At 38.6% G+C, this 25,309-nt stretch carries 25 protein-coding genes; 23 read left to right on the top strand and 2 right to left on the bottom strand.

Features of this window, described 5'->3' with window-relative positions; translation table 11 throughout:
* The 9 genes from AC6FXG_RS06555 (at position 1) to AC6FXG_RS06515 (ending at position 9,510) form a co-directional block, all read left to right on the top strand.
* A complete protein-coding gene (locus AC6FXG_RS06555; protein ID WP_500572044.1) occupies positions 1–507 on the top strand; it encodes a zinc ribbon domain-containing protein in 507 nt (168 codons plus the stop codon).
* A 226-nt stretch (positions 508–733) separates the two neighbouring features.
* On the top strand, positions 734–970 hold the full coding sequence (locus AC6FXG_RS06550) for a Veg family protein (protein ID WP_075574625.1): 237 nt from the start codon (positions 734–736) through the stop codon (positions 968–970).
* 118 nt (positions 971–1,088) lie between these two features.
* Positions 1,089–1,868 carry a 4-(cytidine 5'-diphospho)-2-C-methyl-D-erythritol kinase gene (locus AC6FXG_RS06545; RefSeq protein WP_500572043.1) on the top strand — a complete coding sequence of 260 codons (780 nt, stop codon included), beginning with the start codon at positions 1,089–1,091 and terminating at the stop codon, positions 1,866–1,868.
* Positions 1,858–2,541: a hypothetical protein gene (locus tag AC6FXG_RS06540; protein ID WP_500572042.1), complete on the top strand. Its 684-nt coding sequence runs from the start codon at positions 1,858–1,860 to the stop codon at positions 2,539–2,541. Before AC6FXG_RS06545 ends, AC6FXG_RS06540 begins: the two co-directional genes overlap by 11 nt.
* Entirely contained in the window at positions 2,541–3,872 is a 1,332-nt protein-coding gene (locus tag AC6FXG_RS06535) for an aminotransferase class I/II-fold pyridoxal phosphate-dependent enzyme (RefSeq protein WP_500572041.1), read from the top strand. The genes AC6FXG_RS06540 and AC6FXG_RS06535 overlap by 1 nt, the downstream gene beginning before the upstream one ends.
* A gap of 2 nt (positions 3,873–3,874) precedes the next feature.
* Positions 3,875–4,813, top strand: a complete 939-nt coding sequence (pta, locus tag AC6FXG_RS06530) for a phosphate acetyltransferase (RefSeq protein WP_500572040.1) — start codon at positions 3,875–3,877, stop codon at positions 4,811–4,813.
* Positions 4,814–5,130: 317 nt separating this feature from the next.
* Positions 5,131–6,927, top strand: a complete 1,797-nt coding sequence (locus tag AC6FXG_RS06525) for a sulfatase-like hydrolase/transferase (RefSeq protein ID WP_500572039.1) — start codon at positions 5,131–5,133, stop codon at positions 6,925–6,927.
* A gap of 91 nt (positions 6,928–7,018) precedes the next feature.
* Entirely contained in the window at positions 7,019–8,299 is a 1,281-nt protein-coding gene (locus AC6FXG_RS06520; RefSeq protein WP_500572038.1) for a hypothetical protein, read from the top strand.
* 233 nt (positions 8,300–8,532) lie between these two features.
* Entirely contained in the window at positions 8,533–9,510 is a 978-nt protein-coding gene (locus AC6FXG_RS06515; protein WP_500572037.1) for a hypothetical protein, read from the top strand.
* A gap of 134 nt (positions 9,511–9,644) precedes the next feature.
* On the opposite strand, the gene AC6FXG_RS06510 is transcribed toward AC6FXG_RS06515, so the two are convergent.
* Together AC6FXG_RS06510 and AC6FXG_RS06505 are read right to left on the bottom strand one after the other, a co-directional pair.
* Positions 9,645–10,979, bottom strand: coding sequence for a C1 family peptidase (locus tag AC6FXG_RS06510; protein WP_500572036.1), 1,335 nt, complete (start codon positions 10,977–10,979; stop codon positions 9,645–9,647).
* 9 nt (positions 10,980–10,988) lie between these two features.
* On the bottom strand, positions 10,989–12,308 hold the full coding sequence (locus tag AC6FXG_RS06505) for a C1 family peptidase (RefSeq protein WP_500572035.1): 1,320 nt from the start codon (positions 12,306–12,308) through the stop codon (positions 10,989–10,991).
* Positions 12,309–12,691: 383 nt separating this feature from the next.
* On the opposite strand from AC6FXG_RS06505, the gene AC6FXG_RS06500 reads away from it, so the two are divergent.
* The 14 genes from AC6FXG_RS06500 (at position 12,692) to AC6FXG_RS06435 (ending at position 25,307) form a co-directional block, all read left to right on the top strand.
* Positions 12,692–14,077 carry an alanine/glycine:cation symporter family protein gene (locus AC6FXG_RS06500; protein ID WP_500572034.1) on the top strand — a complete coding sequence of 462 codons (1,386 nt, stop codon included), beginning with the start codon at positions 12,692–12,694 and terminating at the stop codon, positions 14,075–14,077.
* 150 nt (positions 14,078–14,227) lie between these two features.
* Positions 14,228–15,652: an aspartate ammonia-lyase gene (locus AC6FXG_RS06495; RefSeq protein WP_500572033.1), complete on the top strand. Its 1,425-nt coding sequence runs from the start codon at positions 14,228–14,230 to the stop codon at positions 15,650–15,652.
* Positions 15,653–15,778: 126 nt separating this feature from the next.
* On the top strand, positions 15,779–17,032 hold the full coding sequence (gene murA / locus AC6FXG_RS06490; protein WP_075574637.1) for a UDP-N-acetylglucosamine 1-carboxyvinyltransferase: 1,254 nt from the start codon (positions 15,779–15,781) through the stop codon (positions 17,030–17,032).
* Position 17,033: 1 nt separating this feature from the next.
* Positions 17,034–18,068 carry a rod shape-determining protein gene (locus tag AC6FXG_RS06485; protein WP_075574638.1) on the top strand — a complete coding sequence of 345 codons (1,035 nt, stop codon included), beginning with the start codon at positions 17,034–17,036 and terminating at the stop codon, positions 18,066–18,068.
* Positions 18,069–18,151: 83 nt separating this feature from the next.
* Positions 18,152–18,748 carry a hypothetical protein gene (locus tag AC6FXG_RS06480; RefSeq protein ID WP_500572032.1) on the top strand — a complete coding sequence of 199 codons (597 nt, stop codon included), beginning with the start codon at positions 18,152–18,154 and terminating at the stop codon, positions 18,746–18,748.
* Complete coding sequence (locus AC6FXG_RS06475; RefSeq protein WP_500572031.1) at positions 18,741–19,370, top strand: cobalamin B12-binding domain-containing protein; 630 nt, start codon at positions 18,741–18,743, stop codon at positions 19,368–19,370. Before AC6FXG_RS06480 ends, AC6FXG_RS06475 begins: the two co-directional genes overlap by 8 nt.
* Positions 19,360–20,361: a uroporphyrinogen decarboxylase family protein gene (locus tag AC6FXG_RS06470; protein WP_500572030.1), complete on the top strand. Its 1,002-nt coding sequence runs from the start codon at positions 19,360–19,362 to the stop codon at positions 20,359–20,361. The genes AC6FXG_RS06475 and AC6FXG_RS06470 overlap by 11 nt, the downstream gene beginning before the upstream one ends.
* 243 nt (positions 20,362–20,604) lie before the next feature.
* Complete coding sequence (locus AC6FXG_RS06465; RefSeq protein ID WP_500572029.1) at positions 20,605–21,795, top strand: amidohydrolase; 1,191 nt, start codon at positions 20,605–20,607, stop codon at positions 21,793–21,795.
* A gap of 29 nt (positions 21,796–21,824) precedes the next feature.
* Entirely contained in the window at positions 21,825–22,091 is a 267-nt protein-coding gene (locus AC6FXG_RS06460; RefSeq protein WP_500572028.1) for a glycine zipper domain-containing protein, read from the top strand.
* Positions 22,092–22,247: 156 nt separating this feature from the next.
* Positions 22,248–22,475, top strand: coding sequence for a helix-turn-helix domain-containing protein (locus AC6FXG_RS06455; RefSeq protein ID WP_500572027.1), 228 nt, complete (start codon positions 22,248–22,250; stop codon positions 22,473–22,475).
* A gap of 419 nt (positions 22,476–22,894) precedes the next feature.
* Positions 22,895–23,389, top strand: a complete 495-nt coding sequence (locus AC6FXG_RS06450; RefSeq protein WP_500572026.1) for a hypothetical protein — start codon at positions 22,895–22,897, stop codon at positions 23,387–23,389.
* 28 nt (positions 23,390–23,417) lie between these two features.
* Positions 23,418–23,822 (top strand): GNAT family N-acetyltransferase, encoded by a 405-nt coding sequence (locus tag AC6FXG_RS06445; RefSeq protein ID WP_500572025.1) that lies wholly within the window; start codon positions 23,418–23,420, stop codon positions 23,820–23,822.
* Between the two features lie 151 nt (positions 23,823–23,973).
* Entirely contained in the window at positions 23,974–24,204 is a 231-nt protein-coding gene (locus tag AC6FXG_RS06440) for a hypothetical protein (RefSeq protein ID WP_500572024.1), read from the top strand.
* A gap of 143 nt (positions 24,205–24,347) precedes the next feature.
* On the top strand, positions 24,348–25,307 hold the full coding sequence (locus AC6FXG_RS06435; protein WP_500572023.1) for an ABC transporter ATP-binding protein: 960 nt from the start codon (positions 24,348–24,350) through the stop codon (positions 25,305–25,307).
* Positions 25,308–25,309 lie beyond the last annotated feature (2 nt).

The raw sequence follows: 25,309 nt of genomic DNA, 5'->3' as shown, positions 1-25,309 counted from the left end.
ATGAATTTTTTAAATGATTTAGGCATTAACTTTTCAAAAGAGCCAAAGGAAGTTCAAGAAATCAGGAAGATGATCGCTGAAAGCGAAAGCAAGAGAGAAGCTTTGATTCAAGCTCTTGTAGAAGAAGAAAACAGGATTCTAGGCAAAAACAATGAAGAATTTAAAAAGATTGGTGAATACGTATTTAATAATTACGAACATCTAAAGGAAAACGGCCTGGCAGACGCTTGCAAGGAAAGCTATGATCTCGTTAAAGCAAGTGAAAGCGAGCTCAAGGACATAGCCGAAAAGAAAGTAGATATCGTAAAGAGATACGACCAAGAAATTGAAATCCTAGCAAAGAGATTGGAATCTTTCCAACCAGCTCAAGCAGAGGTTAACCAAAACGTTAACAATCCAGCTGGCCCAGAGGTTGACAACGGCCCAGTAAGCTTTTGTCCAAATTGTGGGGCAAAAAATGCTGAAGGCGCAAAATTCTGTGGCTCCTGCGGAGCAAAAATAAACTAAAATTTATTCCCAGGTTTTTTAAAAGGACCTGGGATTTTTATTGCCATAAAGAATTATGCCTCAATAATTTTTTATAAAAAACTTCTATAAAAAAATAAAAACTTCCTTGGCCAATAGGCCTATAAGTGTTGAAAATCCTAGAAAAATTTGACTTTTTAATGGAAATATGTTAGAATAGATTTTGTTAAGCGAATACATTTTTACAATTTAAGAAAGCGAGGGTGTTATGAGCAAAGTTGAAATCATTAAGGGCAACTTAAAAGGATTGGTTGGCAAGCCTGTCATGATCAAATCCGACCTAGGCAGAAATAAAACTTTAGAAACAGAGGGTGTGGTGACAAACACATATCCCGGAGTTTTTACTGTGGAGGTAAACTATAATCTCGATGTTACGGGGACGGTTTCCTTTTCCTATTCGGATGTCTTGTGCGACCGAGTTGTAATAACACCACTTGTTGGTTAAGATAGATTAAAGTTGAATTTGAGATCCTGTTTTAAACGGGATCTTTTTTATTGGATATTATATATTTTAATTGTAAATTTATTTATCATTTGTTATAATATAGGAAACAGGTGATTATATGAATGAGTTTTTAGCCAAGGGAAAAATTAATTTAAACTTAAAGGTCCTTTCAAAAAGACCGGACGGCTACCACAATATAAAATCTGTGATGACCGAGCTGGATTTTGGGGATATTTTGCGTATCAAGGAATCCTCTTGCTGCGATAGCTTTACTTGCAATGTCAAAGCTTTATCAAGAGACAATTTAGTTTTAAAAGCCCTCAGTCTCCTCAGAGATTCCTATAGGGTACCTCCTATGGAGATTGAGCTTATAAAGAATTTACCAATAGCTTCTGGCATGGGGGGTGGCTCATCTGATGCTGCAACTTTTATTATGGCTGCAAAAAAACTCTTTGACCTTCCCATGACTAGGGCAGATGTTTTTGATATTTGCAGGCAAATAGGCATGGACGTTAGCTTTTTTATTGACGGTGGCATCCAAGTTGCCAGCGAACGGGGAGATGTACTTAAAAAAATCGCAGGGATTAAAAGAGATGCCCTGGTGGTTTTTGATGTGCCCAGCTATTCAAAAAATGTTTACCAGCTGATGAGGCCGGATGATTTTAATTCGGATTCTTATAATGACCTCTTGGCCCCAGTTTTGAGGGACAACCAAGATTTGAAAAATTTTTATGAATATATTTTGCAATTTGGCAATTTTAAAATGACAGGAGCAGGCGGGGCTTTTTATCTAATCGACGAGGTCGAAGCCTTAAGGGAGATTTCAGATAAAATTGAAGCCAGCTATAAACAAATCGGTAGCCTACTTGTTCCAACGGGAGACGCTTATGATTATTAATATTATGAAGACAATTTTTGCCATAATTTTCTTATCCACAATGGGATATATGGCTAATTATATTTTCAAAAAAAGTTCGTGGAGCAATTTTTACAAGCTCCTTGGAATCTACTGTATTTTTGGCATAATTATGATTGGCCAGGCCTATATAGTGAGGGCCTATGCTTATTTTGAAGTAAATTCCGCATCTGTGCCCAGGGTTTTGGGTGTTAGCAGATTGCTCTTTGCCTTATTTTTTACCCTCCTATCAGTTTTTTCATATTACTTATATATAGTTAGATTTAAAAAGAAAAGATACCAACGCCAACAAAATTTTATTTGGATACTGGCTTTGATTTCAATTGTTTTGGCAGTCTTGCCACAAAATGAATACTTCAAGGAAAATCCTGGCAGGCTCCTCCCACAAATACGGACCATTCCATCCCTTATTTTGGGTTTTTATGTGAGCTTTGTCCTTACCTTGGACGGCTATTACAAAAGGAGCGGGATCTTCCAACGTTTTGGTTTATATCTGGCCCTCATGCAAGTTGTACAAATTTTTTATGTCTACATCTTTAAAGTCAGGGCCAAGGACGAATACACCATATTGGTTTTTGCAAGTCTTATCTTTATGCTGATTAATTATTCTTTTTACCGGGAATTATCCAGCAAAAATGAATTGGACAAGTACTAATGAAAAGAGAATTATACGAGTCTTTAAGGGCAAATATAAAGAGGGAATCGGTTAAGTTTTTGATGCCGGGCCACAAGCATAGGTTGGACCAGGTGATTGACCTGGATCCTTCTTTTGATTTTACGGAGTCCTTCGGCACTGACAATTTAAACGATCCTCAAAATGTAATCAAGAGGAGTCAGATGCGATGTGCAAATATTTTCGGGACCAAGGCCAGTTTTTACACTGTAAACGGGTCGTCGGGCGGGATAATTGCATCGGTTTTTTATACGACGAGTCCTGGTGATGACATACTTGTAGCTAGGAATTGCCATATCTCTGTCATCAGGGCTGCAATTATAAATAGACTCAAGGTCCACTATATTGAGACTTGCTTTTCAGAGGGCTTTGATAAAAATATTTCCCTTGAATCTTTTGAAGACCAAGTCAAAAAAATAAGACCTAAGGCAATCGTGATAACCCATCCAAATTATTTTGGTTTTCCACTGGATATAGAAAAAATTGCAAAGATTTCTAAGAATTATGAGTGCACGCTCATAGTTGACGAGGCCCACGGCGGCCACTTGCATTTTTCGAGTGACCTGCCCATGTCGGCAATAGATGCAGGAGCAGATATAATTATCCAGTCAGCCCACAAGATGCTAACAGGCCTCAACCAATCTGCCTATGTCCATGTAGCAAGCGACAGAGTTGATGTAGACGAGCTTTTTAGGGCGATTACAACTTTTCAAACGACAAGTCCCTCATATCCAATAATTGCCTCATGTGAAGGGGCGGCTGCCTTTATGCAGGCTGAAGGTCGAAAGAGACTGGCTGAAAATATCGCCTGGGCAAAAAAATTGACAGATGATCTTAAGCAAATAGAAAATGTCAGAGCTTTGCCTTATGAAAACCGCGATCCCTTAAAAATTGTCTTTAATGTCAGAGGCATGGATGGAGAGACCCTTCACAAAAAGCTCTACGAAGACTATAATATAGAGGCCGAGATGAATGACGGGGTAAATGTTTTATTACTCGCGACTTTGATGAATGAGGAAGATGATTACGCCAAGGCCTTGGATGCGATTAAAGATATTGGGAAAAATGCAGACGGGGAATTTTTTGATAAAGAGAATTTTTTTAATATCCCTAAAAAAATCATGGAACCTTATGAGGCCTACGCTTGCAAGCGGATAAAAATCGCTTGTGATGAGGCGGTGGGCAGGGTCAGCGCAGATTTTATAGCACCATATCCTCCAGGTATACCGGTACTTGTACCGGGAGAGCAAGTTGAGGATGGACTTTTAAAATATATAGGCAAGAAGATTTATGTAATTGATGAAAGGAGTTAAGGATGGATTTAATTCAAGAAGTAAAGGAAACATTAAAGGGCAAGGGCATTTCAATTGTTCTGCCAGAAGGTGAAGATGAAAGAGTTGTAGAAGCAGCAAAAATTTTGACCAAGGAAGGCATTGTTCGCCCAATCGTACTTACAAAAAACGAAGATATCGAAGGTTTGGAAGTTATCAAGACCGACCAAGCTGATACCACAAAGATGGTTGAAGCCTTTGTCGAACGCAGAAAGGGCAAGATCGGTGAAGAAGGTGCCAAAAAACTCGTTCATGAAGACGCCAACTATTTTGGTACAATGATGGTCTATATGAAAGAGGCTGACGGCCTTGTAAGTGGGGCCAACCACTCAACAGGAAACACCGTTCGTCCAGCTCTTCAAATTATCAAGATGAAAGAACCTTACAAAAAAACTTCGGGCGTTTTTGTAATGATGAAGGGCAATGAAAGATATATTTTCTCAGACTGCGCTATAAATATCGCTCCAACTGCAGAAGACATTGCAGAAAATGCTCTTCTTTCAAACAAGACTGCAAAGACATTTGGAATCGCTGAACCAAAGGTAGCCCTCCTTTCATTCTCAACCAAGGGCAGTGCTAATAGCGAAGAAACTGAAAGAGTTGCAAAGGCTTTTGAGCTTATCAAAGAATCGGGCGAAGACATTGTTGTGGACGGGGAAATGCAATTCGACGCAGCTTTTGTAGAATCAGTTGGCAAGAAAAAAGCTCCTGGTTCAGAAGTTGCAGGTAAAGCCAATGTATTTGTTTTCCCATCACTTGAAGCAGGCAATATTGGTTACAAAATTGCCCAACGCATGGGCGGTTATGAAGCCCTAGGCCCAATCCTCCAAGGATTAAAATCACCTGTAAATGACTTATCAAGGGGCTGCAGCGTAACAGATATAGTAAACCTAGTTTACCTAACAGCTGCTCAAGCCTTATAAAAACAAATTTTAAAGCTGTGGTTTAAAGACCACAGCTTTTTTTGTGGGCAAAAATAAAAAGCCTTTTGCTTTTAAAAATTTTTCTGATCTTTAATATCAAATTTATTAGTCAAGATTGAAATGAAAAAATTAATTTCGGGAGGGGTTTAATTATTAAAAAATTATGAGAAAATTTTTTTAAGTGCGGGCTGAAATTAAAAAAACTTTGCAGAAAAAAGTTGACGGACAAAGCTTGTATATTTGAGTATTTAGCCATTTGTGTTTGACAAGGCTAGCTTTAAAGAGTATAATTATGGATAATTAAGGAGGCAATAGTAATGCAAAAAGATAAGTTTAAAAATTTAATTTTAGATTTACTTCTACTTACAATCTTGGCCTTTGCTCTTACTCTGATAAGCTTTTTGTTTGTAGAGCCAGACATGGACCGAGAATTATTTATGAAATTTATCAATAACAAGGCCGTTTTTAAATACAACTTTTTGCCAATTTTGGCCTTTTTATACTTGCTATATTTTTTGACTGGGCGCTTTTGGCTGGCATTTTTTATTGGATCAACTGCCATTATCTTGATGGGTGTAACCAACGCTTCCAAGATTTTCTATAGGGAAGAGACTTTCAATATGCTGGACATGACTCTCATATATGAGGCTATGAATATGGTTGACCACGATTTTGCAATCCAGTGGCCGAATTGGATCTGGTTTGCAGCCGGTTTAATTTTATTCATTTCGATTTGTTATCTGCTAGCCCGCAATTTCAAAGTGAGGGGCTGGATGAAGTGGATTGGCTTGGCACTTTCGCTTGCCTTTGCATTTTTTGTCTTTAAGGTCACTACTGATAATGAAGTTTATGCCCAGACCAAGGTCGAAGGATTTAGTCCGTGGGTGGATGTAGAGAACGAAAAGGCCAGGGGCATGATCTATTCTTTTATGCATTCATATAACGCTATTAGCATTAGCAAACCAGATGGCTATGACGAGGACTTTGCAAAAGCGACTTGGGAAAAGTATGAAGATGCCGACATTCCTGCTGATAAAAAGGTGAACATTATTGCCATTATGTTTGAGTCCTACAACGATTTTTCCAAGCTTGGTGTGGACTTTAATAAATATCCTTATGAGGCCTATGATGAAATAAAGGACGCCAGCATTAGCGGCAGCCTGATAGTCCACGTTTTTGGCGGTGGAACTATAAATACCGAGAGAACTTTTTTAACGGGTGTCTATGGTCAGCCAAGATACAATCGCAAGGTAAATTCATACGCTTGGTATCTTAAATCTCAAGGCTACAACACTGTGTCCATGCATCCACATTTGGGTGTATTTTACAACCGCAAAAATGTCAACAGATACTTGGGCTTTGATGATTTTCTCTATGATGAGAATTACTTTGATGAAGTCTGGGGGAAAAGTTATTATATGCCAGATAAAGAGCTTTTCAAGCATGTCCTGAAAGACTATAAGGATAATAAAAAAACTGGCAAACCCTATTTTTCTATGACTGTAACCATGCAAAATCATGGACCTTACAATGCAGACTACAATGTGCCTGCATATATAAAGCCTGATTTTTCTGTAGATGAAAAGGCCTTAAAGGAAACCAATGTTTACTTTGATGGGATTAAAAGTTCTTCAGAGGCCTTTAGGGATTTGCTGGACAAGCTAAAAGACGATGACGAGCCCGTAATGGTAATTGCCTTTGGCGACCACAATCCATTCCTGGGCCAAGACGATGTCGGTTTTGAAGCCATGGGCGTAGACGTAGATCCAAAAACCTGGCGGGGTTATGTAAATAGATACAGGACTCCTTATGTTATTTGGGCCAATGACAAAGCCAAGGAAGTGACTGGAAATGAATTTGTAGGCGAGGGGCCAACATTGTCTCCCCAGTATCTCATGGGCTATGCCTTTGACCAGATGGGACTTGAAGGGACCAAGACCATGCAAATTAAAAGGAATGAATTTCCTGATATAAGTGTATTTAATACATCTTATACAAAAAAAGGCTCTGATCTAATTCCAAGTGCAAGTGATCAAATAAAGCCAACCATGCACAAACTGCTTTCGGTTGACTACTATACAAATACACACTTTATGTACAAGGAGGACAAGTAAACTCATATTTGTCCTCCTTGATATATTATTTTAAATGTGCTAGACTAAAGTAAGCATAAAGTCTTGTGCAAAAATTTTTTTAGGAGGAATTATGAAAAGATTAATTTCATTAGCATTAGTATTTGTACTACTTGCTAGCAGTTTTGCTTTTGCAGCAGAAGCAGAACCAGTAAAAGCTGAAGGCGAAAAAACCTTCCAAGAAGTATACCTAGACGGTGGAAAAGTTGACCTAGGCGCATACTTAATCAATCAAAGAAACTATGTAAAACTACGTGACGTTGCAGCATTACTTACAGCAACAGATGCAAAATTTAACGTAGGATTTGAAAACAAAAAAGTTGTTATCACAACAGGTGAGACTTACGAAAAGCTAGACACAGACCTAGTTGAACTCCCAGAAGGCAAAGTTGAAGCTCTTATGGGCGAACAAGCTTTCGTTTTCAACGGCGAAGAAAAAATGGTAAAAACTGCTCTTATCAACCAAAACAACTACCTACAACTAAGAGAACTTGGCGAATTAATCGGCTTTGGCGTTCACTACAACAAAGAAACAAGAAACATTGAACTTTCATCAAAGCTAGAAGAAAAAGCTGAAGAAGCTAAGGACGAAATGAAAGACGAAAAAGCTGAAGAAAAGAAAGAGGAAGCTAAGGCTGAAGAAAAATATACACCAGAAGAAGAAAATATTTTCAAGAGCATAATTGCTTATAATGAATCTAGGATTGAAAAATACAGATCAGATTTTTTACTTCCACTCCCTGAAGAAGAAGGAGAAAGATTCTTTACATCAATGGTAAATCTTTCTAAGCTATATGGTAAAAAGCTATATACTGACAATCCAGATATAGAAAAAAGTGTTATAGAAGAAGATGGTATTAAAAAGTGTGTTGTTAACTTCAAATACGATACTGGTGCAGAAAACACAATAAAGGGGTATTATGAAGGTGGAAAAATTCAAACACAAGAAACTCTCTCTGTTGGAGCAATTATTCCGTTTATAGATAAGGACAAGGATATTGGTAAGCTAAGCTCTGAAGAATTGTTAAAGGGCTTTACTGAATTCCATGATGCTGTTGTTGACGAAGACTACAAAAAAGCTGTCGATGTTTTAAGATCTTTAAATTACAATGCTGATGAAGCAAAGGTTAAAGAAATTGTCGAAATCAGAAAAGCAGATGCTAAAAAATTAGGCAAAGAAGTATTTAAAAAGCCTTATTCAACACAAGTTGACGTTTTAGAGTTTGGTGATTCAAACTATTTCTTCATTTACTTTAAATATGGCAATTCTGTTGCCTTAAGATTTGATGTATGTACACCTCAAATTAAAGGCTTAGGAAGTGTTGTTGTATTAACTAAATCAGCAAGCAAATAACCGCAATAAAAAGCCTATCTTGGATAGGCTTTTTTATTTGGGATATCGTCTGCTCCTTTGGTGTATGAGATATTTTTAATGTTATTTATGCTTAAAAAATAATTAATCCATGTTGTTAAAACAACATGGATTATCGAAGCTAGTATGGCACAGGGCTTATCTTGATAAAATTTTCAGATTGTGCTAAACTATATGGAGCATGATTTCATGCAAGAAAAATTTTAGGAGGAATTATGAAAAGATTTATTTCATTAGCATTAGTATTTGTACTACTTGCTAGCAGTTTTGCTTTTGCAGCAGAAGCATCAGAACCAGTTAAAGCTGAAGGCGCAAAAACCTTCCAAGAAGTTTACCTAGACGGTGGCAAAGTTGACCTAGGCGCATACCTAATCAACCAAAGAAACTATGTTAAACTCCGTGACGTTGCAGCATTATTAACAGCAACAGATGCAAAATTTAACGTAGGATATGAAGACCACAAAGTTGTTATTACAACAGGAGAAGGATACGAAAAACTAGACACAGACCTAGTTGAACTTCCGGAAGGTAAAGTTGAAGCTCTTATGGGCGAACAAGCTTTCGTTTTCAATGGCGAAGAAAAAATGGTAAAAACAGCTGTTATCAACCAAAACAACTATCTACAATTAAGAGAACTTGGCGAATTGATTGGCTTTGGCGTTGAAATGAATGAAGAAACAAAGGCTATCGAACTTTCATCAAAAGTAGAAGAAAAAGCTGAAGAAGCTAAAGAAAATACTGAAGAAAAGAAAGACGAAAAAGCTGAAGAAAAAACTGAAGAAAAGAAAGAAGAAAAAGCTGAAGAAAAGAAAGAAGAAGTTGAAGCTTTCACAAACGAAACAGGCGTTGAACTTAAAGAAGATGCTATCGCAGGTCTAGTAGAAGCTCTAAAGGCTAAAGCAGCTGAAAAAGAACTAGGCGAAGTTAAAAACATCACTGTAAAAACAGCTAAAGAAAGCAAAGTTGAAGACAAGGTTGTTTACGAATACGAAGGAACAATCACAACAGCTGAAAAGAAAGCAAAATTCGAAGCTAAATTAGTAGACGGTAAATTTGAAATCGAACTTTCAGAACTAGCTGAAAAAGTTGAAGAAATCAAAGAAAAAGTTGAAGAAAAAGCTGAAGAAGTAAAAGACAAGGCTGAAAAAAAGGTTGAAGAAATTAAAGAAAAAGTTGAAGAAAAAATCAAATAATAGTTTTTAATTCTGACTTATAGGCAGGTCCCATCTGGGGCCTGTTTTTTTATGGAGAAATTTACCACACAAAAAAACCAGGGCACTTAGGCCCTGGTTTTAGGAAAGGAAAAAAAGAAAAATTTTTGATTGTTTTACGCGAGTGATCCCATTGGGTCCCATGGTTTTAGGACTACTGGGTCTTTGTCATAGGCTTTTTGCATGTCCTTTGACAAATATTTTTTGTTGACGACTGCTTGGTAGACGTATTTGTCAAACCAGTCGTCTGTCATGGTGTAGTGGCCCTTGTAGCCAAATTTATCTCCCCATGAGTTTTCAACTTTAAATCTGAGTGACTTGCCATCTTTGACTTCCACACCTGTGAAGGTCATGGCGTGGGTCATTTGTGATTGATAGTAATCAAGGGCGTCGGCCTTTGATAATTGCAAGTCCATGCCAAAGAGTTCGTCATAGTTTGAAACCTTTGTGTCGAGCATGGCTCTGCCGTCTTCGCTAAATGAATCTTTGCCAACGTCGCAACCAAACCAAACTGGCATGCCATCTTTTAATTGGGCGAGGACTGCTGCCTTTAGGTCTTCGATGGCTAGGTTCAAGTGTTTTACTTTCTTGCCTTCGATGACATTGCCCAGGTATTTGATGGTGTAGGTCTTGCCAAATGGCTTGTCTTCAGTTGGAGCGTTAATTAGCGATACATAATCGTCTATTTCCATTTCCACATATTTTTCAAAGAATTTTTGTGGGTTGAGATTTTTGTCTTCGATTAATTTGTTGTCTTTGTCATAAGCTATGAAGTCAAACTTTTCTGGTAGCCTGCCGAGGGTTGCAGTTAATACATTGTAAACGCCTTGGAGAGCTTCTTCTTTGATGGCAGAGACTTCTTTTTTGGACTTGCCTTCGCCCACAGCTTTTCTTATATCAACTGTGTACTTGTGAAGGACCTTTACCAGGTATTTGTTGAGCTCTCTTGTATTGGATGAGCTTGTGCTTTCTGGATAAGCGTATTTTGGAACGAGTCCGTACTTTTTAACCAGGTTTACAAACATATCCCATTGGCCGCCGTCGCCTAGGACTTCGCCCATGAGGTATTGGAGCTCTCTATCATCGATTGGGTCCTTGGCTTTTTCAATCATGACTTCCAAATAGTAGTTGGCCCTTTCGAGTTTGTCGCAGAATAAGGTGTAGGATTGAGAAAATTCAAAATTTTCTAGATTTAACTTCTTCATAACGATATTTCTCATGACATTCATGGAAGCAAACATCCAGCAGCGGCCGCTAGCCTTTTGGTTGGTGATTTCTCCATTTTTGATGTCATTGTTAAAGTTAAAGGGCTCGTCTTTTAGTCTGTTTATGTCCACTACGACTTTGTTTAGTGGATTGTATGAGCCGGCGTTCATGCGGACAAGATTGGACTTGTCTTTTAAAAACTCCGCTTCATATTCATTTATTTTATCTATGCTTAATTGTTTCATATAAACCTCCTACGATTCCCAAGGCATCAGTTTGACTGGGTCTTTTGTAAAGGCCTTTAGTTCTTCTTCCTTTAAAAATTCTTTCTTAGGAATGATCTCATAGGCGAAATTGTCAAACCATGCTTCATCCATAATCAAATAGCCGCCTATGCCAGCCTTTGTGCCCCATGAGTTTTCAACTTTAAACTTAAGACCATCAGCTGATTTGTCGTAGCCGACGATTACCATGGCGTGAGTGCCATATGATTCTATGGTCTCAAGTCTTTCGACCTTGGTGCATTCGGTGTCTATACCAAAAAGGGCATCTCTATTTAATAAATTGTAGACCATGTGGCCTGTGCCAAGTCCATCGCGTGAGATGAGGGAGTCTTTTCCAACGTCGCAGGCAAACCAAACTGGTTCGTCAGCATCGATCATGGCAATTATGATTTCCTTCATTCTTTCTATAGAAACGTTTACATATTGTAGGCTGCCACCAATTCTTTGTTGGATGTAGTCGCGTTCGTAAAGAACGTTTTCTTCTTTATTTTTGCCAGGATAGTTGCCAAGTTCAACGTATTTGTTGATGTCTTGAGCTACGAATTCGTTGAAAAATTCCTTTGGAGAAATATTCCTGCGTTCAATTAATTCTCCGTCCTTGTTTTTTAAAATCAAATCAAATCTCTTTGGTGGTAGGCCAAGGGAAATTGCTGTAATCTTGTAAACATCTTTTAGAGCCTCATCTTTAATCGCTTCGATTTTTTCTTCTTTGCCATCCTTGTAGGCGTTTCTAATGTCTTTGGCAGCAATTCTTAGACGCTTATCGAGGTTATTTATAATAAAGTTGGTGCATTCAACATTTTTTGTATCAGGATAAGCGTATTCAGGTACAATCCCGTACTTGTTAATCAGCCTTGAAAATGTAGTCCACCAAGCTCCATCATCTGCTGCCCATTGTAGGACTGCACGATTTAGCCTGTCGTCTAAATCTTTGTCTTTGAGACTGATGACGTCTTCTAAAAATTGGTTGGCCCTTTCAAGCTTGTCATAAAAATACAAGTACTTGTGTGAAAACTGAATGTCAGCAAGTTTCCACTTCTTCATCATTTCAACTCTAATTGTATTTAAACCTGCATACATCCAGCAGCGACCGGATTGTCTTTGGTTTGTCATTTTACCGATCTTAAGCTCTTTTGAGAATACATTCGGATTTTTTTGGAGCAATTGGCTGTCCACGGAAGCATCCATTATTCCAACAGTAGCTACCATGTTTTGTGCAGCCAGGCTAAAGTTTTCATCATAAGATTCTTGAAACTTCTTGAGCCTGCTCTTGGTAATTTCTTTTTCCATAAGGTCCTCCTTGTTAATATAATTGATAAATTTCATCAACAAGTTAATTATAGCACTATGAATTTCATAATACAAGTGTTTCGACATTCGAAATACAAAAGCTACAATAAAATTTATTTTAAATCTAAAGTTACATTCGGCAAAGAATAAAAATAACTTTTTTAAACAAGAAAGCATAAGCGGCAAATATAAATATAAATTTTAATTTATAAAAAATACAAGAAACAAAGCTTATAAAATACAAAAGATTAACAACCTTAATAGATGTTATAAAAAATATTCATCACTTTTTTGTAATTATTTTGTAAATCTTATTGTTTTTTGTTTTGCACTGTGTTATGATAAAGATATAGAAGGAGATTTTTAAAAAAGGAGAGGAGACAATGAATAATCTTTTTAATATTGTAAAGACTATTTCAAATTTTCTATGGGACAATATTTTAGTCTACGCCCTGCTGGGAACAGGTCTATATTTTACAATTAGACTCGGCTTTCCACAGATAGTAAAATTTGGAAGAGCAATGAAAGAAGCTTTTGGTGGACTTTTTACCAAGAAAGCTGGCAAGAAAAAACCTGATGAAGCAGGTGAAGTTTCATCCTTTGCAGCACTTGCAACTGCAATCGCCGCCCAGGTTGGAACCGGAAATGTAGCCGGTGTTGCTACAGCGATTATGGCAGGCGGACCAGGAGCAGTATTTTGGATGTGGATGTCGGGGATACTCGGCATGGGTACGATTTTTGCAGAAGCAGTACTCGCTCAAATCTACAGAGAAGAAAAAGATGGGAGCATATACGGTGGACCTTCATATTATATGTCCAAGGGAATCAAAAATAAAAAGCTTGGTAAGGTCTTAGCAGCCTTGTTCTCAGTATTTATTATCTTGGCCCTGCCACTAGCAGGTAATATGGTTCAGTCAAATTCGATTTCAACTTCACTGGAAACCGCCTTTAACATTCCACCTGTCGTGGTGGGTGCCGTACTTGGAGTACTTGTACTTTTGATTGTGGCAGGTGGTATAGAAAGAATTTCAAAAGTTGCAGAAACTGTCGTACCTATTATGGCCCTGATATTTATCATTGCAGGTTTTGCAATTATCTTTAAGTTTAGAGCAAATCTTGGCAATACTTTTAAACAAATTTTTGACGGAGCCTTTGGTGTTCAGGCTGTGGCTGGTGGTATAATCGGTTCCACAATGAAGCAGGCCATGAGACTGGGTATTGCTCGTGGATTATTTTCCAATGAGGCAGGCATGGGTTCAACCCCACACGCTCACGCAGTTGCAGACGTACCTCATCCAGGCAACCAAGGTTTAGTAGCGATAGCTGGAGTTGTTGTAGATACACTTATTATTTGCACCATGACAGCTCTTATAATCTTGCTACCAGAAGCTCACATGGCTGCAGCAGCCGATGGATCTATCCACGGGGCAGCAGTTACACAACTCGGTTTTACTTTGGCCTATGGAAGGGCAGGAGAAATATTCTTGGCAGTTTCGCTTTTATTCTTCGCCTTTACAACCATTATTGGCTGGTATTACTTTGGCGAATCCAACATTATGTATCTGTTCGGCAAAAAAGCCCTGACCCCATTTAGGATTTTGGTTGGTCTTGCAGTATTTGTAGGGACCCTAATCCCAGTGGCTACAGTTTGGGATCTATCGGACTTCTTTAACGCCCTGATGGTTCTGCCAAACGTAATTGCAGTTTTGTTACTTTCAAATGTAGTTGTTAAATCCAAAAAAGAATTTGATTTGTTAGATAAGAAATAATTTTTCATAATTTTCTAAAAAACGAGCCGTCTTTTGATGGCTCGTTTTTATATGTTTTAAATTTTTCTTTGCTAAAGGGTTTTCTAATTAGCATTTGAATTTATACCTGACTTGTGCTATAGTTAGTTTATAATATTTTAGGAGGTATCCATGGAAAAATTTCGTTTAGAATCTGACTCAGTTGGCGAAAAGCAAGTTCCAGCTGATGCTCTGTACGGCGTTCAAACATTAAGAGGTTATGAAAACTTTAGAATTACACATTCATCTTTGCACCCTGCAATGATCAAGGCTCTTGGCCAAGTAAAAAAGGCTTGTGCTATCTCAAACTTTGAAGCAGGCGTTATGGAAGAAAAGGTTAAGGATGCAATTGTAAAGGCTTCTGACCAAGTTATAGAAGGAAAATTTGATGATGAGTTTATTTGCGACCCTGTTCAAGGAGGTGCAGGTACAACTGCCAATATGAATGCAAATGAAGTCATTGCAAACCTTGCTGAACGTGAATTTGGCAATGAGCCAGGCAAATATGAGTTCGTACATCCAAACGACCATGTAAATATGGGCCAATCAACCAATGACGTTTACCCAACAGCTGGTAAGCTAGGAGCAATTGCCCTTGCTGATAGCATGATCAATGAACTTGGACTTTTAATTGAAAGTTTTGACCACAAGGCCAAAGAATTTGATCACATTGTAAAGATGGGCAGGACCCAACTTCAAGACGCAGTTCCAATTAGATTGGGCCAAGAATTTGCAGCCTACAGGGATGCCTTAAAACGCGATGTCGTTAGAATTTCAGATGCTATCGAAGCAATTAAAACTGTAAATATGGGCGCTTCTGCAATCGGCACAGGAATTAATGTTGACACAGATTACCTAGAAAGAATTGTTCCAAACCTATCAAAGATCACAGGCTACGAACTTCACCAAGCTGAAGATTTGGTTGACGGTACACAAAACTTAGACGTGCTCTCAGCCTTATCAAGTGCTCTTAAAACTTTGGGTCTAAGTCTATCAAAGATTTCAAATGATTTAAGACTCATGAGCTCGGGACCACGCACAGGTATTGGAGAAATTAATTTACCACCAAAGCAAAATGGTTCATCCATTATGCCAGGCAAGGTAAATCCTGTTATCCCAGAAGTTGTTAGCCAAGCTGCATATTTGGTTGCAGGTAATGACACAACCGTTTCCATGTGTGTAGAGGCTGGTCAATTTGAATTAAATGCCTTTGAACCAGTTCTGTTTAAATCTCTCTACGAATCAATCGAAGCCCTCACAGGTGCTATGAATACTCTAAGAGTAAATTGCGTAGACGGAATTACAGCTAACGAAGACCGTATCGAAGAACTTCTTGGCAGATCAGTCGGTATGATCACAGCCCTTGTACCACACATCGGCTACAAACCATCTGCAGCTATCGCCAAGGAATCACTAAAGACAGGCGTTCCAGTTCGTGAAATTATCTTAAGGGATAAGATTATGACAAATGAAAATCTAGATGAAATTTTAGACGCTATGGAACTTACAAAACCAGGCATTGCTGGCAAGCACTTGCTGGATGAAAAGAAAAATTAATTTATAAATTTAATTGCCTCCTCTGGGGGCAATTTTTTTGTGATTTTATTCTTTAACCAAGATATCTCGCCTTGTTGTATTTTTATTTCTTCTATGGTAAAATTAACTAGTAGAAAGGTGAAGATTTTGGAGAAGTATATTGTTAGGGGCACAGGCCCTTTGAGTGGTCAAGTTAGGGTGAGCGGAGCAAAAAACGCGGCCCTTCCTATCATGTGTGCCACAATTTTATGTGATGGCGAAGTCATCTTAGAGGACATGCCAAACTTAAAAGACGTTGAGATTTTATCAGAGGTGCTTAGAGGCCTGGGTCTAGTTATAGACAGGCTTGATGAGCATACCTATAAATTTGATGCAAGAAATATTACAAATACAACTACTGGCCCTGAGCTTATGAGCAAGATGAGGGCGAGTTTTTGTGTCATGGGACCTCTTCTTTCAAGGATGGGTCACACCGCAAATGCACTTCCAGGTGGTTGTGCAATCGGAACCAGACCAATCGATCTTCATTTGAAGGGCTTCAAAGCCCTGGGAGCAGATGTGGTAACCGAACACGGCATGGTTACAGCCGAATGCGAAAAGCTGGTTGGGACTGAAGTTTATCTGGACTTCCCAAGCGTTGGCGCCACACAAAATATAATGATGGCGGCTACTTTAGCAGAAGGCGAAACCATTATAGATAACGCTGCTTGCGAACCTGAAATTGTAGACTTGGCAAACTTTTTAAATAAAATGGGGGCTGATGTAAGAGGGGCAGGAACATCCATTGTAAAGATTAAGGGTGTTGACAAACTCCATGGTTGCAGACACCAAATTATTCCAGACAGGATTGAAGCGGGAACCTTTATGATTGCGGCAGCAGCTGCAGGTGGCAATATCGTTGTAGAAAATGTAATTACCAGCCACATGCGTCCTGTAATTGCAAAGCTCAGAGAAGCTGGAGTTATCATCCATGAAAATGGAGATTCCATAAATGTTATAGCAGATAAAAAAATATCTGCCTTTGATATAAAGACTTTGCCATATCCTGGTATGCCAACAGACATGCAGGCCCAGTTTATGGCTCTGGCCACAATATCAGAAGGCACGAGTGTTATTATAGAAACAGTTTTTGAAAATAGGTTTATGCATGTTGACGAGCTAAACCGCATGGGAGCAAATATTCGCATTGATGGCAAGAATGCCATCGTCCAAGGTGTAAAGAAGCTCCGCCCAGCCAAGGTAAAGGCCACTGACCTTAGATGTGGGGCCGCACTTATTATAGCGGGCCTTACCGTTGATGGCGAGACAGAAATTTCCGATATTTATCATATTGATAGGGGCTACGAACACTTGGTAGAAAAGTTTAAAGGCATTGGCGCAGATATAAGGAGAGAGGGATAAGATGGCGTTTTTTCTTAGAAATGATGTGGGTATAGACTTGGGCACAGCCAGTGTCTTGGTCTATGTAAAGGGAAAAGGCATAGTCTTGCAAGAACCATCGGTTGTTGCAATTGACCAATATACAAATAAATTTTTAGCAGTTGGCGAAGAAGCCAGAAAGATGCTGGGCAGGACCCCAGGCAACATTGTAGCAATCCGTCCTTTGAAGGAAGGCGTAATTTCAGACTACAATGTAACCGAGCGCATGCTCAAATATTTTATTGGAAAATCTTTGGGAAGGACCTTGCTCAAGCCAAGACTGATTGTCTGTGTGCCATCAGGTTGCACAGAAGTTGAAAAGAGAGCTGTTATTGAAGCTGCCAATGAAGCAGGTGCTGTCAAAACCTACTTAATTGAAGAACCAGTTGCAGCAGCAATTGGAGCGGGCCTCGACATCACCGCTCCAACAGGCAACATGGTCGTAGATATCGGCGGCGGCACAACTGATGTAGCCGTAATTTCCTTGGGTGGCATCGTTGTCTCCAGGAGTATAAAAGTTGCTGGTGATAATTTTGACGAGGCCATCACCAGATTTGTAAAGAAAAAACACAACATGATGATCGGTGAACGAACAGCCGAAGAACTTAAAGTAAAGATTGGTTGCGCTTATCCACTTGAAGAGGAAGAATTTTTGGAAATTAAGGGCAGAAATATGGTTTCAGGCCTGCCAATGAATGTGGTTGTATCTTCAAACGATATGCTTGAAGCCCTCAAAGAACCTGTTCAAGAAATCCTAGAAGCAGTTCACTATGTCCTTGAAAGGACACCACCAGAATTGGCAGCGGATATTTCCAACCAAGGTATTATTATGACAGGGGGCGGAGCTCTACTTCGTGGCCTGCCAAATATTGTAGAAGAAAGAACAGGAATCCAAACTCGCGTTGCCGAAAATGCAGTTGAATGCGTTGCTATTGGTACGGGAAAGAGCTTGGAATGGATGGAAATTTTGGACAAGTCCAATGCAACAAAAGCCCAAGTTGGCAGATACAAGAAATAGTTATAAAATTTATCTATAAGGTGAGCTCACCTTATAGATTTTTTTTATTGGAATAAAAGCCTAAGCTTTGTTATTATTATTTTATGAGAGAATTTATTTACCAAGCTGAATTAATTGAAAAAGTTAATAATAAAAAGAGGGTTGTCGAGAGGTTTTTGGGCTTTACAGACAGGCCAGCCCCAAAGGTTATCCAGAAAAAAATTGACCAAGAGCTGGAAAATTTCCCTAAACTTTTGGATGTATTTTATAATTATGTGATAAGTGGCGATGAGATCAACATGATTTATTCTGTTGGACCAAAATTCGAAGACCGGATTGACTTTCTGGTTGAAGATGGCCAGGCCATGAACGCCATGATTGTGGATAAGATCGGGGTAATCTGCCTGGATGTGATCAGATCTTTTATAGTAAAAGAAGTTAAGGCCAAATACCACAAGACACCATATAAGTATTTTTATCCTGGCGGCAAGGACTATGGGATTGATTTGCAAGCTGAAATTTACCAGATGATGGATACGGGCTACATAAAGATAAATGATTATCATCAGCTCTATCCCGTAAAGTCGGTTGCCCTCAGGGCCAAGCTAAAAGATGCAGAAGCAGACGGCGAGGAGAAAGAGGGATCTCCTTGTGACGCCTGCGATTTTAAATGCGATATGAGAGGAGCAATGGATGAATAAATATTTAGAAGCTATCAAAAACGCCGTTGTAGACATGGACGAGGACAATATTATAGATTTGATCGACCAAGCCTTGGCTAATGGCGTAAGTGATGAAGAGATTTACAATGAGGGCTTATCTGGCGGCATGCTTGCTGTCACCAAGCTCTTCGAAGACGAAAAATATTACGTATCAGAGGTTATAGTTTGCGCTGATACTTTGAACAAGGGCGTTAAATACTTGCAAAAAAAGTTTAACCACGAAATGAAAAAAGACGGACCTAAGATTGTCATTGGCGTTGTGGAAGGCGACCTCCACGAAATTGGCAAAAACATCGTAAAGATTATGTTTCAAGCGGCCAATTTTGATGTTTACGATTTGGGCCTCAATGTAAAGGCCGAAGACTTTGTCAAAAAAGCTGAGGAGGTTGGGGCAGATTTTATTGGCTTATCTACAATGATGACCACTACCATGCACAATATGGAAAAAGTTGTAAAATTAAATCAGGGCAAGACTCCACTCATTATAATTGGAGGTGGACCAATCAGCCAAAGCTTTGCCGATGAAATTGGTGCAGACGGCTACTCCAAAAACGCTGTCGAGGCTGTAGAACTCGTTAGGAGGCTGACCAATGGACTTTAAAAATATGACACTAATGGAATATATTACATCGGAGCCCAGGCGATTTTTTTTGACAGACCTGGGAACCAACGGATTAAAATTTGTAAATAAAAAAGTTTACGAGGTCTACGAAAACCCTGAAGTCCAATTTGAAATGGCAAAAATTTTGGACCAAGAGTTTCCTGGCGACTTTGTCTATCCCTTAAGCGATGGAAATATTATTAGCGAGACCCTGGGCGTCAAGCTCTTAAAACCCGATTACGATTTTCCAAGCCCACTTGAGCACAAGATTTTAACAGTCGAAGACGTTAGGGCCTTGAAAGTTCCCGACCCCAAAAAAGATGGACGGATGCCGACCAATTTAAAATCGCAAAATTTAATTGCGACAGGGATTGACAAGCCCCTTTATGTATCGATATTTGGACCCTTTACCCTGGCCGTTCAACTGGCAGGTGCAACCCATCTTTTGAGGGAACTTATTAAAAACAAGGACTTTGTGGTCGAGCTCTTGGATTTTACTTGCCAATGCGTTCGGATTTATGCCAAGGCAGTTGTAGAGGCAGGTGTAAAATACATGTCTATTGCTGAGCCGGCATCAGTAACGCTCAGCCCAGAAAACTTCCGCGAGCTAGTTTTGCCGCGATTAAAATCCGTCTATGAATCGGTTGACTGTTGGAAACAGCTCCACATATGCGGAGACACTAGAAAATTTTTGCCCCTTATGATTGAGTCGGGCCCAGATGCCATTAGCCTGGACCAAATTATGGACCTAAAATCAGCTGTAAAAATTTTCCCTGACGACATGGTCCTCGTTGGCAACATTGACCCCATCGATATAATTGGCCGTGGACGCGTAGAGGATGTGGAGAGGGTGACTTATAAACTCCTCGAAGACCTGGAGGCATATCCAAACTACATGGTCGCCTTTGGTTGCAATGCACCAAATGATGCGCCTGATGAAAATATCAAGAGGGCAATTGAAATAACAAAATCTTACATGACAAAATTTTAATTACATGCAGGTTGGAGAGGTCTAGCCTGCAATTTTTATTTGAAAACAAGACGACTTAGATTTTTAAAATATTTATGAGAAAACATTTTAAAAGAACCAGGCCTTTTATTTTGAAAAAAATATCTTAAAATAATTTAAAAGCTTAAGGACTTTTATTTTGAAAAAAACATTAGAATTTTTCTTTAAAATTTTCTGCCTATAAGTTTTTAAACTTTTCTGCTATAATGAAGGCAAGGTGATAATATGGATTTAATTCAAACTCGGAGGTTCTTCCACACTTTTCCAGAAATTGACTTTGAAGAAGTGAGAACGACAAAAGAAATTATAAATATATTAAAAACATTCGACTGCAAGATTTTTTACGGGCGAAATCTATACAAGGACCAAGGTTTTACAGACGATAAAGACCTTTTATCCAAAGACTTACAAAATGGGATGACTGGTGCCATGGCAGTGATTGGCAAGGGACCCTATATTTTCATGCGGGTGGACATAGATGGACTCCCTGTTAGCGAATCAGAAGACGACGACCACCTGCCGGCCAAGGAGGGTTTTAGGGCGGAGAAAAATATGCACGCCTGCGGCCACGATGGCCACATCACGTTGGGACTTGCCATGGCTGAATATTTTGCTGACAACAATATCTCTGCCAAAATTCTCTTCCAGCCAGCAGAGGAAGGTGTCTTGGGATCGGCTAAGATGGATTTGGATTTTATAATGGCAGAGACCACATGTGCACTTGGTTTTCATATTGGCCTGGGTCAGCCCCAAGGGACAATCGGGGTTGGCAGTACAAATTTTGTGGCCGCCCAAAAACTCGATTTGATTTTCCATGGCCGACCAGCCCACGCCTGCAACAGCCCACAAGACGGAGCCTCTGCTTTTACAATGGCAGCAGCCTTTGCACAGATGGCGGCAGAACTTATAAACGACAGCCGCGGCCGCAAGGTTTTAAATATTGGCCAGGTCCACGGAGGCCAGGCCGATAATATTGTAATGAAAACTTGCAGACTAGGCATTGATGTGCGTGCAGTTGAAAGCTATCTGGTCGATGAAATGCTTGCAAATATTGAAAAAATAGCCGCAGGCATCAGCCAGGCCAGAGACGGGTCCTATGAAATAATTTTTAAGGGTAGGTCCGAAAGCTACCATGAAGAAGATTTTGATTTGGTTGATAAGATTTCAAATGCCTTAGAAGAAAAAAATATAAAGACGACCAAGCTCCCAGACTTTGGCGCCAGCGAAGATGTAACCAGGTATTTAAATTACGCTAAATCAAATGGGTCCAAGGCCCTGCACTTGCTCTTGGGCGCCAAACTCGCCGGCCCCCACCACTCGGACAAATTCGACTTCGACGACAGGAACTTAGAATTTTATTTTGAGTCTTTAAAGATTGTGGTCAAAGAAATGCTGGAAGAGGTAGAAATTAATTAATGTTTTTAAATAGAAAAAAGGAGATATAAATGGAAATATTAAAAGCAATCTTACCTGTAGTAATAGTATCTGTGCTTGTTGTTTACATTATATATAAGTTTAGGAAAAAATCGGCAAGTAAGGATAATGAAGAAAAACAAAAAGGAGAAAACCATATGGCAGAGGGCATGGCCATTGGCATGTGCTTAGGGACAGCAGTGGGAGCAGCCATTGGAGATGACTATCTGCCAATCGGAATGTCAATAGGCATGCTCCTCGGCATGATAGTAGGCATGAACACCAAATCAAAAGCATAAAAATTTTTATTAGGAATTAAGCAATTTATGGCAAAATAAAGACGGAATAACACAACAAACACTCTAAAACAAATCACTAAATCAATGTAAGATTGAATGAAATCAATATTTATGCTATAATTAAGTAAATCTAATGAAGAGAAAAAGAGGGATATTATGGCACTTAACTATAAACCATTATGGATACAGTTAGCAAAAAAAGGACTAAAGAAAACAGATGTAATAGCCATGGCAGGACTAACAACAAATGTTATGGCACAAATGGGCAAAGATAAACCAATTACATTTAAAAATTTAGAAAGAATATGTAAGGCTCTATCTTGCACTCCTAATGATATTATTAGTTTTGAAGATGAATTTGGAAAGAGATTTAAATTCTTATAGTTCTTTACACTTGATTTACAAGGGATCAAAGAAAATCTTAATAAAGGTTTCTAAAATTTTATTGAAATAATGTATAATTTGTGATAGCTTACTTACAATTTTAGAATTGTAATCTTTATATAGGGTGTTTTTATATCTTGTCAATGATTTTGTAAATATCTTTTAGATTGGAATCCAAAGTTTTGTGAGTAATTTATTTGAGAATTTACAAAACTTCTTAATACATGACCTGTATGTGTATAATTACATTGACAAGAAGACATCTGTGATTATAGATTTTAAACAACTATATAAATTGTAAAAAAGTATAGCACTAATACTAGCAAGAAAATTTATACGAATTTAGTTGACACAACTAAGAAAAATTGCTCCCATTTACGAAATGGTTTATACTTCAAGAGAGGAGGTAAACTAAATTGATGAAAACACTTGGTATGTTAACAATCATCTGCTTAACAGCATCAATTATGATGATGAATTTTATACTTATTATACCGAAATTTGGCTCGAAGCATTTCGGCGCACCTGATGATATCAAAGTTATGATGAGTAAGTTGCCAGATAAACCGATTTGGGTCAATATAATCGGCGGACTTATCATGATACTTGGATTGCTAGCCATTGCAGCCGTTCTAGGCTGGGCAATTGTTGATACAGTAAAATTTAGTTTAAATTTTCAGCAAGCCTTTGTTAGATTTTTAATACTATTTGAAGGATATAAGCTTTTTGATATTATCTTTTTTGATTATCTCATGCTTACCAAGTTAAAATTGCCGACTAAAGTTTACCCAGAGACGGTTGGTGCTAAGGGTTATGATAATTTTGGTTTTAATGGGAAAAGTCAGATTGCAAAAATTATAATCTTCTTTTTCGTGAGCCTAATTTTGGCATATTTACTGACCGTTTTGGTTTAACTAGAAATTTATTGAAGAGGGTTAATAAATGCAGATAAAAGAATATACAGAATTCAAATTTGATGAGATAGAGAAACTTTACAAGGCAGTCGGATGGACTGCATATACAGATGATATGGGTGCCTTAGAAGAGGGTTATAAGAGGTCTTTGAAAATCTTGGCGGCATACGAGGCTGATGAATTATTAGGAATAATTCGTGCAGTTGGGGATGGATATACTATTGTTTTTATCCAGGATATTTTGATCTTCCCCGAACGACAAGGACAAGGAGTTGGCAGTGCACTCATTAAAGCCATGCTTGACTTATATCCCAATGTTAGACAAATTGAGCTGGCAACTGATAATACAGAAAAGACCCTTGCATTCTACAAATCAGTAGGTTTTACTGAGTATTCGGAAGTGGAATGCTGTGGATTTATGAGGCTAAAATAAATCTTATTTCTTATAATATGTAGGTACATTTTTCACCTACAAAGAGTAGGTGAATTTTTTGTAGAAAAAATTGCACAGACTTAACCCACCCTTAACCTGGCTTATATATTTGCAAGCTATAATCAAAGTAAATCAATAGAGGAGGTAGATTATGGCAGTATTTGCAGATAAGAAAACCCAAGTAGAACAGCAAGGAGACTTAGAGAAGTTCATCAATCGCTATGAGTTGGCAGGGCTTGATGATGAGGATGTGGAGGAGCTTATACAAATTTTTAAAATGAAAAAGTTTTCCTTTGCCCAAGATTTAATCGAGCAAAATTTTGTCATTATCAAACTCTTAAACAGGATGAACAAGAACATTGAAGATCTTAAGAATAACTAAATGCATGACACAACCACCTTGAATAGGTGGTTTTTATGATGGAAGAATTTTTAGCGGCAAGTATTTTTCGGAAAAATAACAAGGACTTAACATTTATTTAACATAGCTGGACTATAATTGCTCCTATATGAAAGGGGAGTTTTATGGAAATTAATTTAATTGATATTACCAAGAGTTTTGGCAATAAACAGGTGATTTATCCAACGACTTTGAAGATTGACAAGGGGAGTTTTACTACTCTTTTGGGACCTTCGGGTTGTGGTAAGACGACTCTTCTTAGAATGATAGCCGGCTTGGAAACTCCAGATGATGGAGAGATTTGGATTGACAAGACTTGTGTATTTTCCAAAAAAGATAAGGTGAATTTACCGCCTGAAAAACGCAACCTTGCCTTTGTCTTTCAAGATTTTGCCCTTTGGCCCCATATGACTGTGTTTGAAAATGTGGCATTTGGTTTAAAAGCCCACAAGGACACAAAGGATATTGAAGACAGGGTTTTTGCTGCTTTAAAGACGGTTAAGCTGGAGGGTTTTGAAGATAGGTATCCCCATCAACTTTCTGGTGGTCAGCAGCAGCGTGTTGCATTTGCAAGAGCGATTGCAATCAAACCTGCTTGCATTCTATTTGATGAACCGCTTTCAGCTTTGGATGCTCTTTTAAGGGAAGAGATGAGAAATGAATTAAAAGAGCTCACGTCATCGCTTGGTATCACATCAGTTTTTGTTACTCACGATCAAACCGAGGCTATGAGTATGAGCGATAAAATTGCGGTTTTAAATGGAGGACATGTTGACCAGTATGCTAGCCCAGAGGATATATACCACCAACCTAAGTCAGAATTTGTGGCAAAATTTGTGGGCAAGTCCAATTGGATTGACGATAACAAACTCTTTAGGCCAAAGGACGCTGATATGGATTTAAGCGAAGGTGCTTTAAGCTATGAGCTTCCAGTTGAAAATGTCCAATACCTGGGAGACAATTATGAGCTCACTTTAAACCACAATGGCAGAGCTTGGACTTATAAGACCAACAAAAAATACCTGCCGGGTCAAACTTTGACTATTTATATTGATCCGTCAAAGATTATTTCATTAGCAAATTAGGA

The organism is Ezakiella massiliensis (assembly GCF_059862345.1).
The sequence above is the reverse complement of the archived record's forward strand: the minus strand, read 5'-3'. Positions and strand labels throughout refer to the sequence as shown.

Coding starts and splice junctions, on each gene's coding strand:
- AC6FXG_RS06545 (WP_500572043.1), top strand. CDS start 1,089: ATGAATGAGTTTTTAGCCAAGGGAAAAATTAATTTAAACTTAAAGGTC.
- AC6FXG_RS06475 (WP_500572031.1), top strand. CDS start 18,741: ATGAATAAATATTTAGAAGCTATCAAAAACGCCGTTGTAGACATGGAC.
- AC6FXG_RS06455 (WP_500572027.1), top strand. CDS start 22,248: ATGGCACTTAACTATAAACCATTATGGATACAGTTAGCAAAAAAAGGA.
- AC6FXG_RS06540 (WP_500572042.1), top strand. CDS start 1,858: ATGATTATTAATATTATGAAGACAATTTTTGCCATAATTTTCTTATCC.
- AC6FXG_RS06435 (WP_500572023.1), top strand. CDS start 24,348: ATGGAAATTAATTTAATTGATATTACCAAGAGTTTTGGCAATAAACAG.
- AC6FXG_RS06450 (WP_500572026.1), top strand. CDS start 22,895: ATGAAAACACTTGGTATGTTAACAATCATCTGCTTAACAGCATCAATT.
- AC6FXG_RS06500 (WP_500572034.1), top strand. CDS start 12,692: ATGAATAATCTTTTTAATATTGTAAAGACTATTTCAAATTTTCTATGG.
- AC6FXG_RS06550 (WP_075574625.1), top strand. CDS start 734: ATGAGCAAAGTTGAAATCATTAAGGGCAACTTAAAAGGATTGGTTGGC.
- AC6FXG_RS06510 (WP_500572036.1), bottom strand. CDS start 10,979: ATGAAACAATTAAGCATAGATAAAATAAATGAATATGAAGCGGAGTTT.
- AC6FXG_RS06535 (WP_500572041.1), top strand. CDS start 2,541: ATGAAAAGAGAATTATACGAGTCTTTAAGGGCAAATATAAAGAGGGAA.
- AC6FXG_RS06505 (WP_500572035.1), bottom strand. CDS start 12,308: ATGGAAAAAGAAATTACCAAGAGCAGGCTCAAGAAGTTTCAAGAATCT.
- AC6FXG_RS06555 (WP_500572044.1), top strand. CDS start 1: ATGAATTTTTTAAATGATTTAGGCATTAACTTTTCAAAAGAGCCAAAG.
- AC6FXG_RS06495 (WP_500572033.1), top strand. CDS start 14,228: ATGGAAAAATTTCGTTTAGAATCTGACTCAGTTGGCGAAAAGCAAGTT.
- pta (WP_500572040.1), top strand. CDS start 3,875: ATGGATTTAATTCAAGAAGTAAAGGAAACATTAAAGGGCAAGGGCATT.
- AC6FXG_RS06465 (WP_500572029.1), top strand. CDS start 20,605: ATGGATTTAATTCAAACTCGGAGGTTCTTCCACACTTTTCCAGAAATT.
- AC6FXG_RS06480 (WP_500572032.1), top strand. CDS start 18,152: ATGAGAGAATTTATTTACCAAGCTGAATTAATTGAAAAAGTTAATAAT.
- AC6FXG_RS06440 (WP_500572024.1), top strand. CDS start 23,974: ATGGCAGTATTTGCAGATAAGAAAACCCAAGTAGAACAGCAAGGAGAC.
- AC6FXG_RS06460 (WP_500572028.1), top strand. CDS start 21,825: ATGGAAATATTAAAAGCAATCTTACCTGTAGTAATAGTATCTGTGCTT.
- AC6FXG_RS06515 (WP_500572037.1), top strand. CDS start 8,533: ATGAAAAGATTTATTTCATTAGCATTAGTATTTGTACTACTTGCTAGC.
- AC6FXG_RS06445 (WP_500572025.1), top strand. CDS start 23,418: ATGCAGATAAAAGAATATACAGAATTCAAATTTGATGAGATAGAGAAA.
- AC6FXG_RS06470 (WP_500572030.1), top strand. CDS start 19,360: ATGGACTTTAAAAATATGACACTAATGGAATATATTACATCGGAGCCC.
- AC6FXG_RS06525 (WP_500572039.1), top strand. CDS start 5,131: ATGCAAAAAGATAAGTTTAAAAATTTAATTTTAGATTTACTTCTACTT.
- AC6FXG_RS06520 (WP_500572038.1), top strand. CDS start 7,019: ATGAAAAGATTAATTTCATTAGCATTAGTATTTGTACTACTTGCTAGC.
- AC6FXG_RS06485 (WP_075574638.1), top strand. CDS start 17,034: ATGGCGTTTTTTCTTAGAAATGATGTGGGTATAGACTTGGGCACAGCC.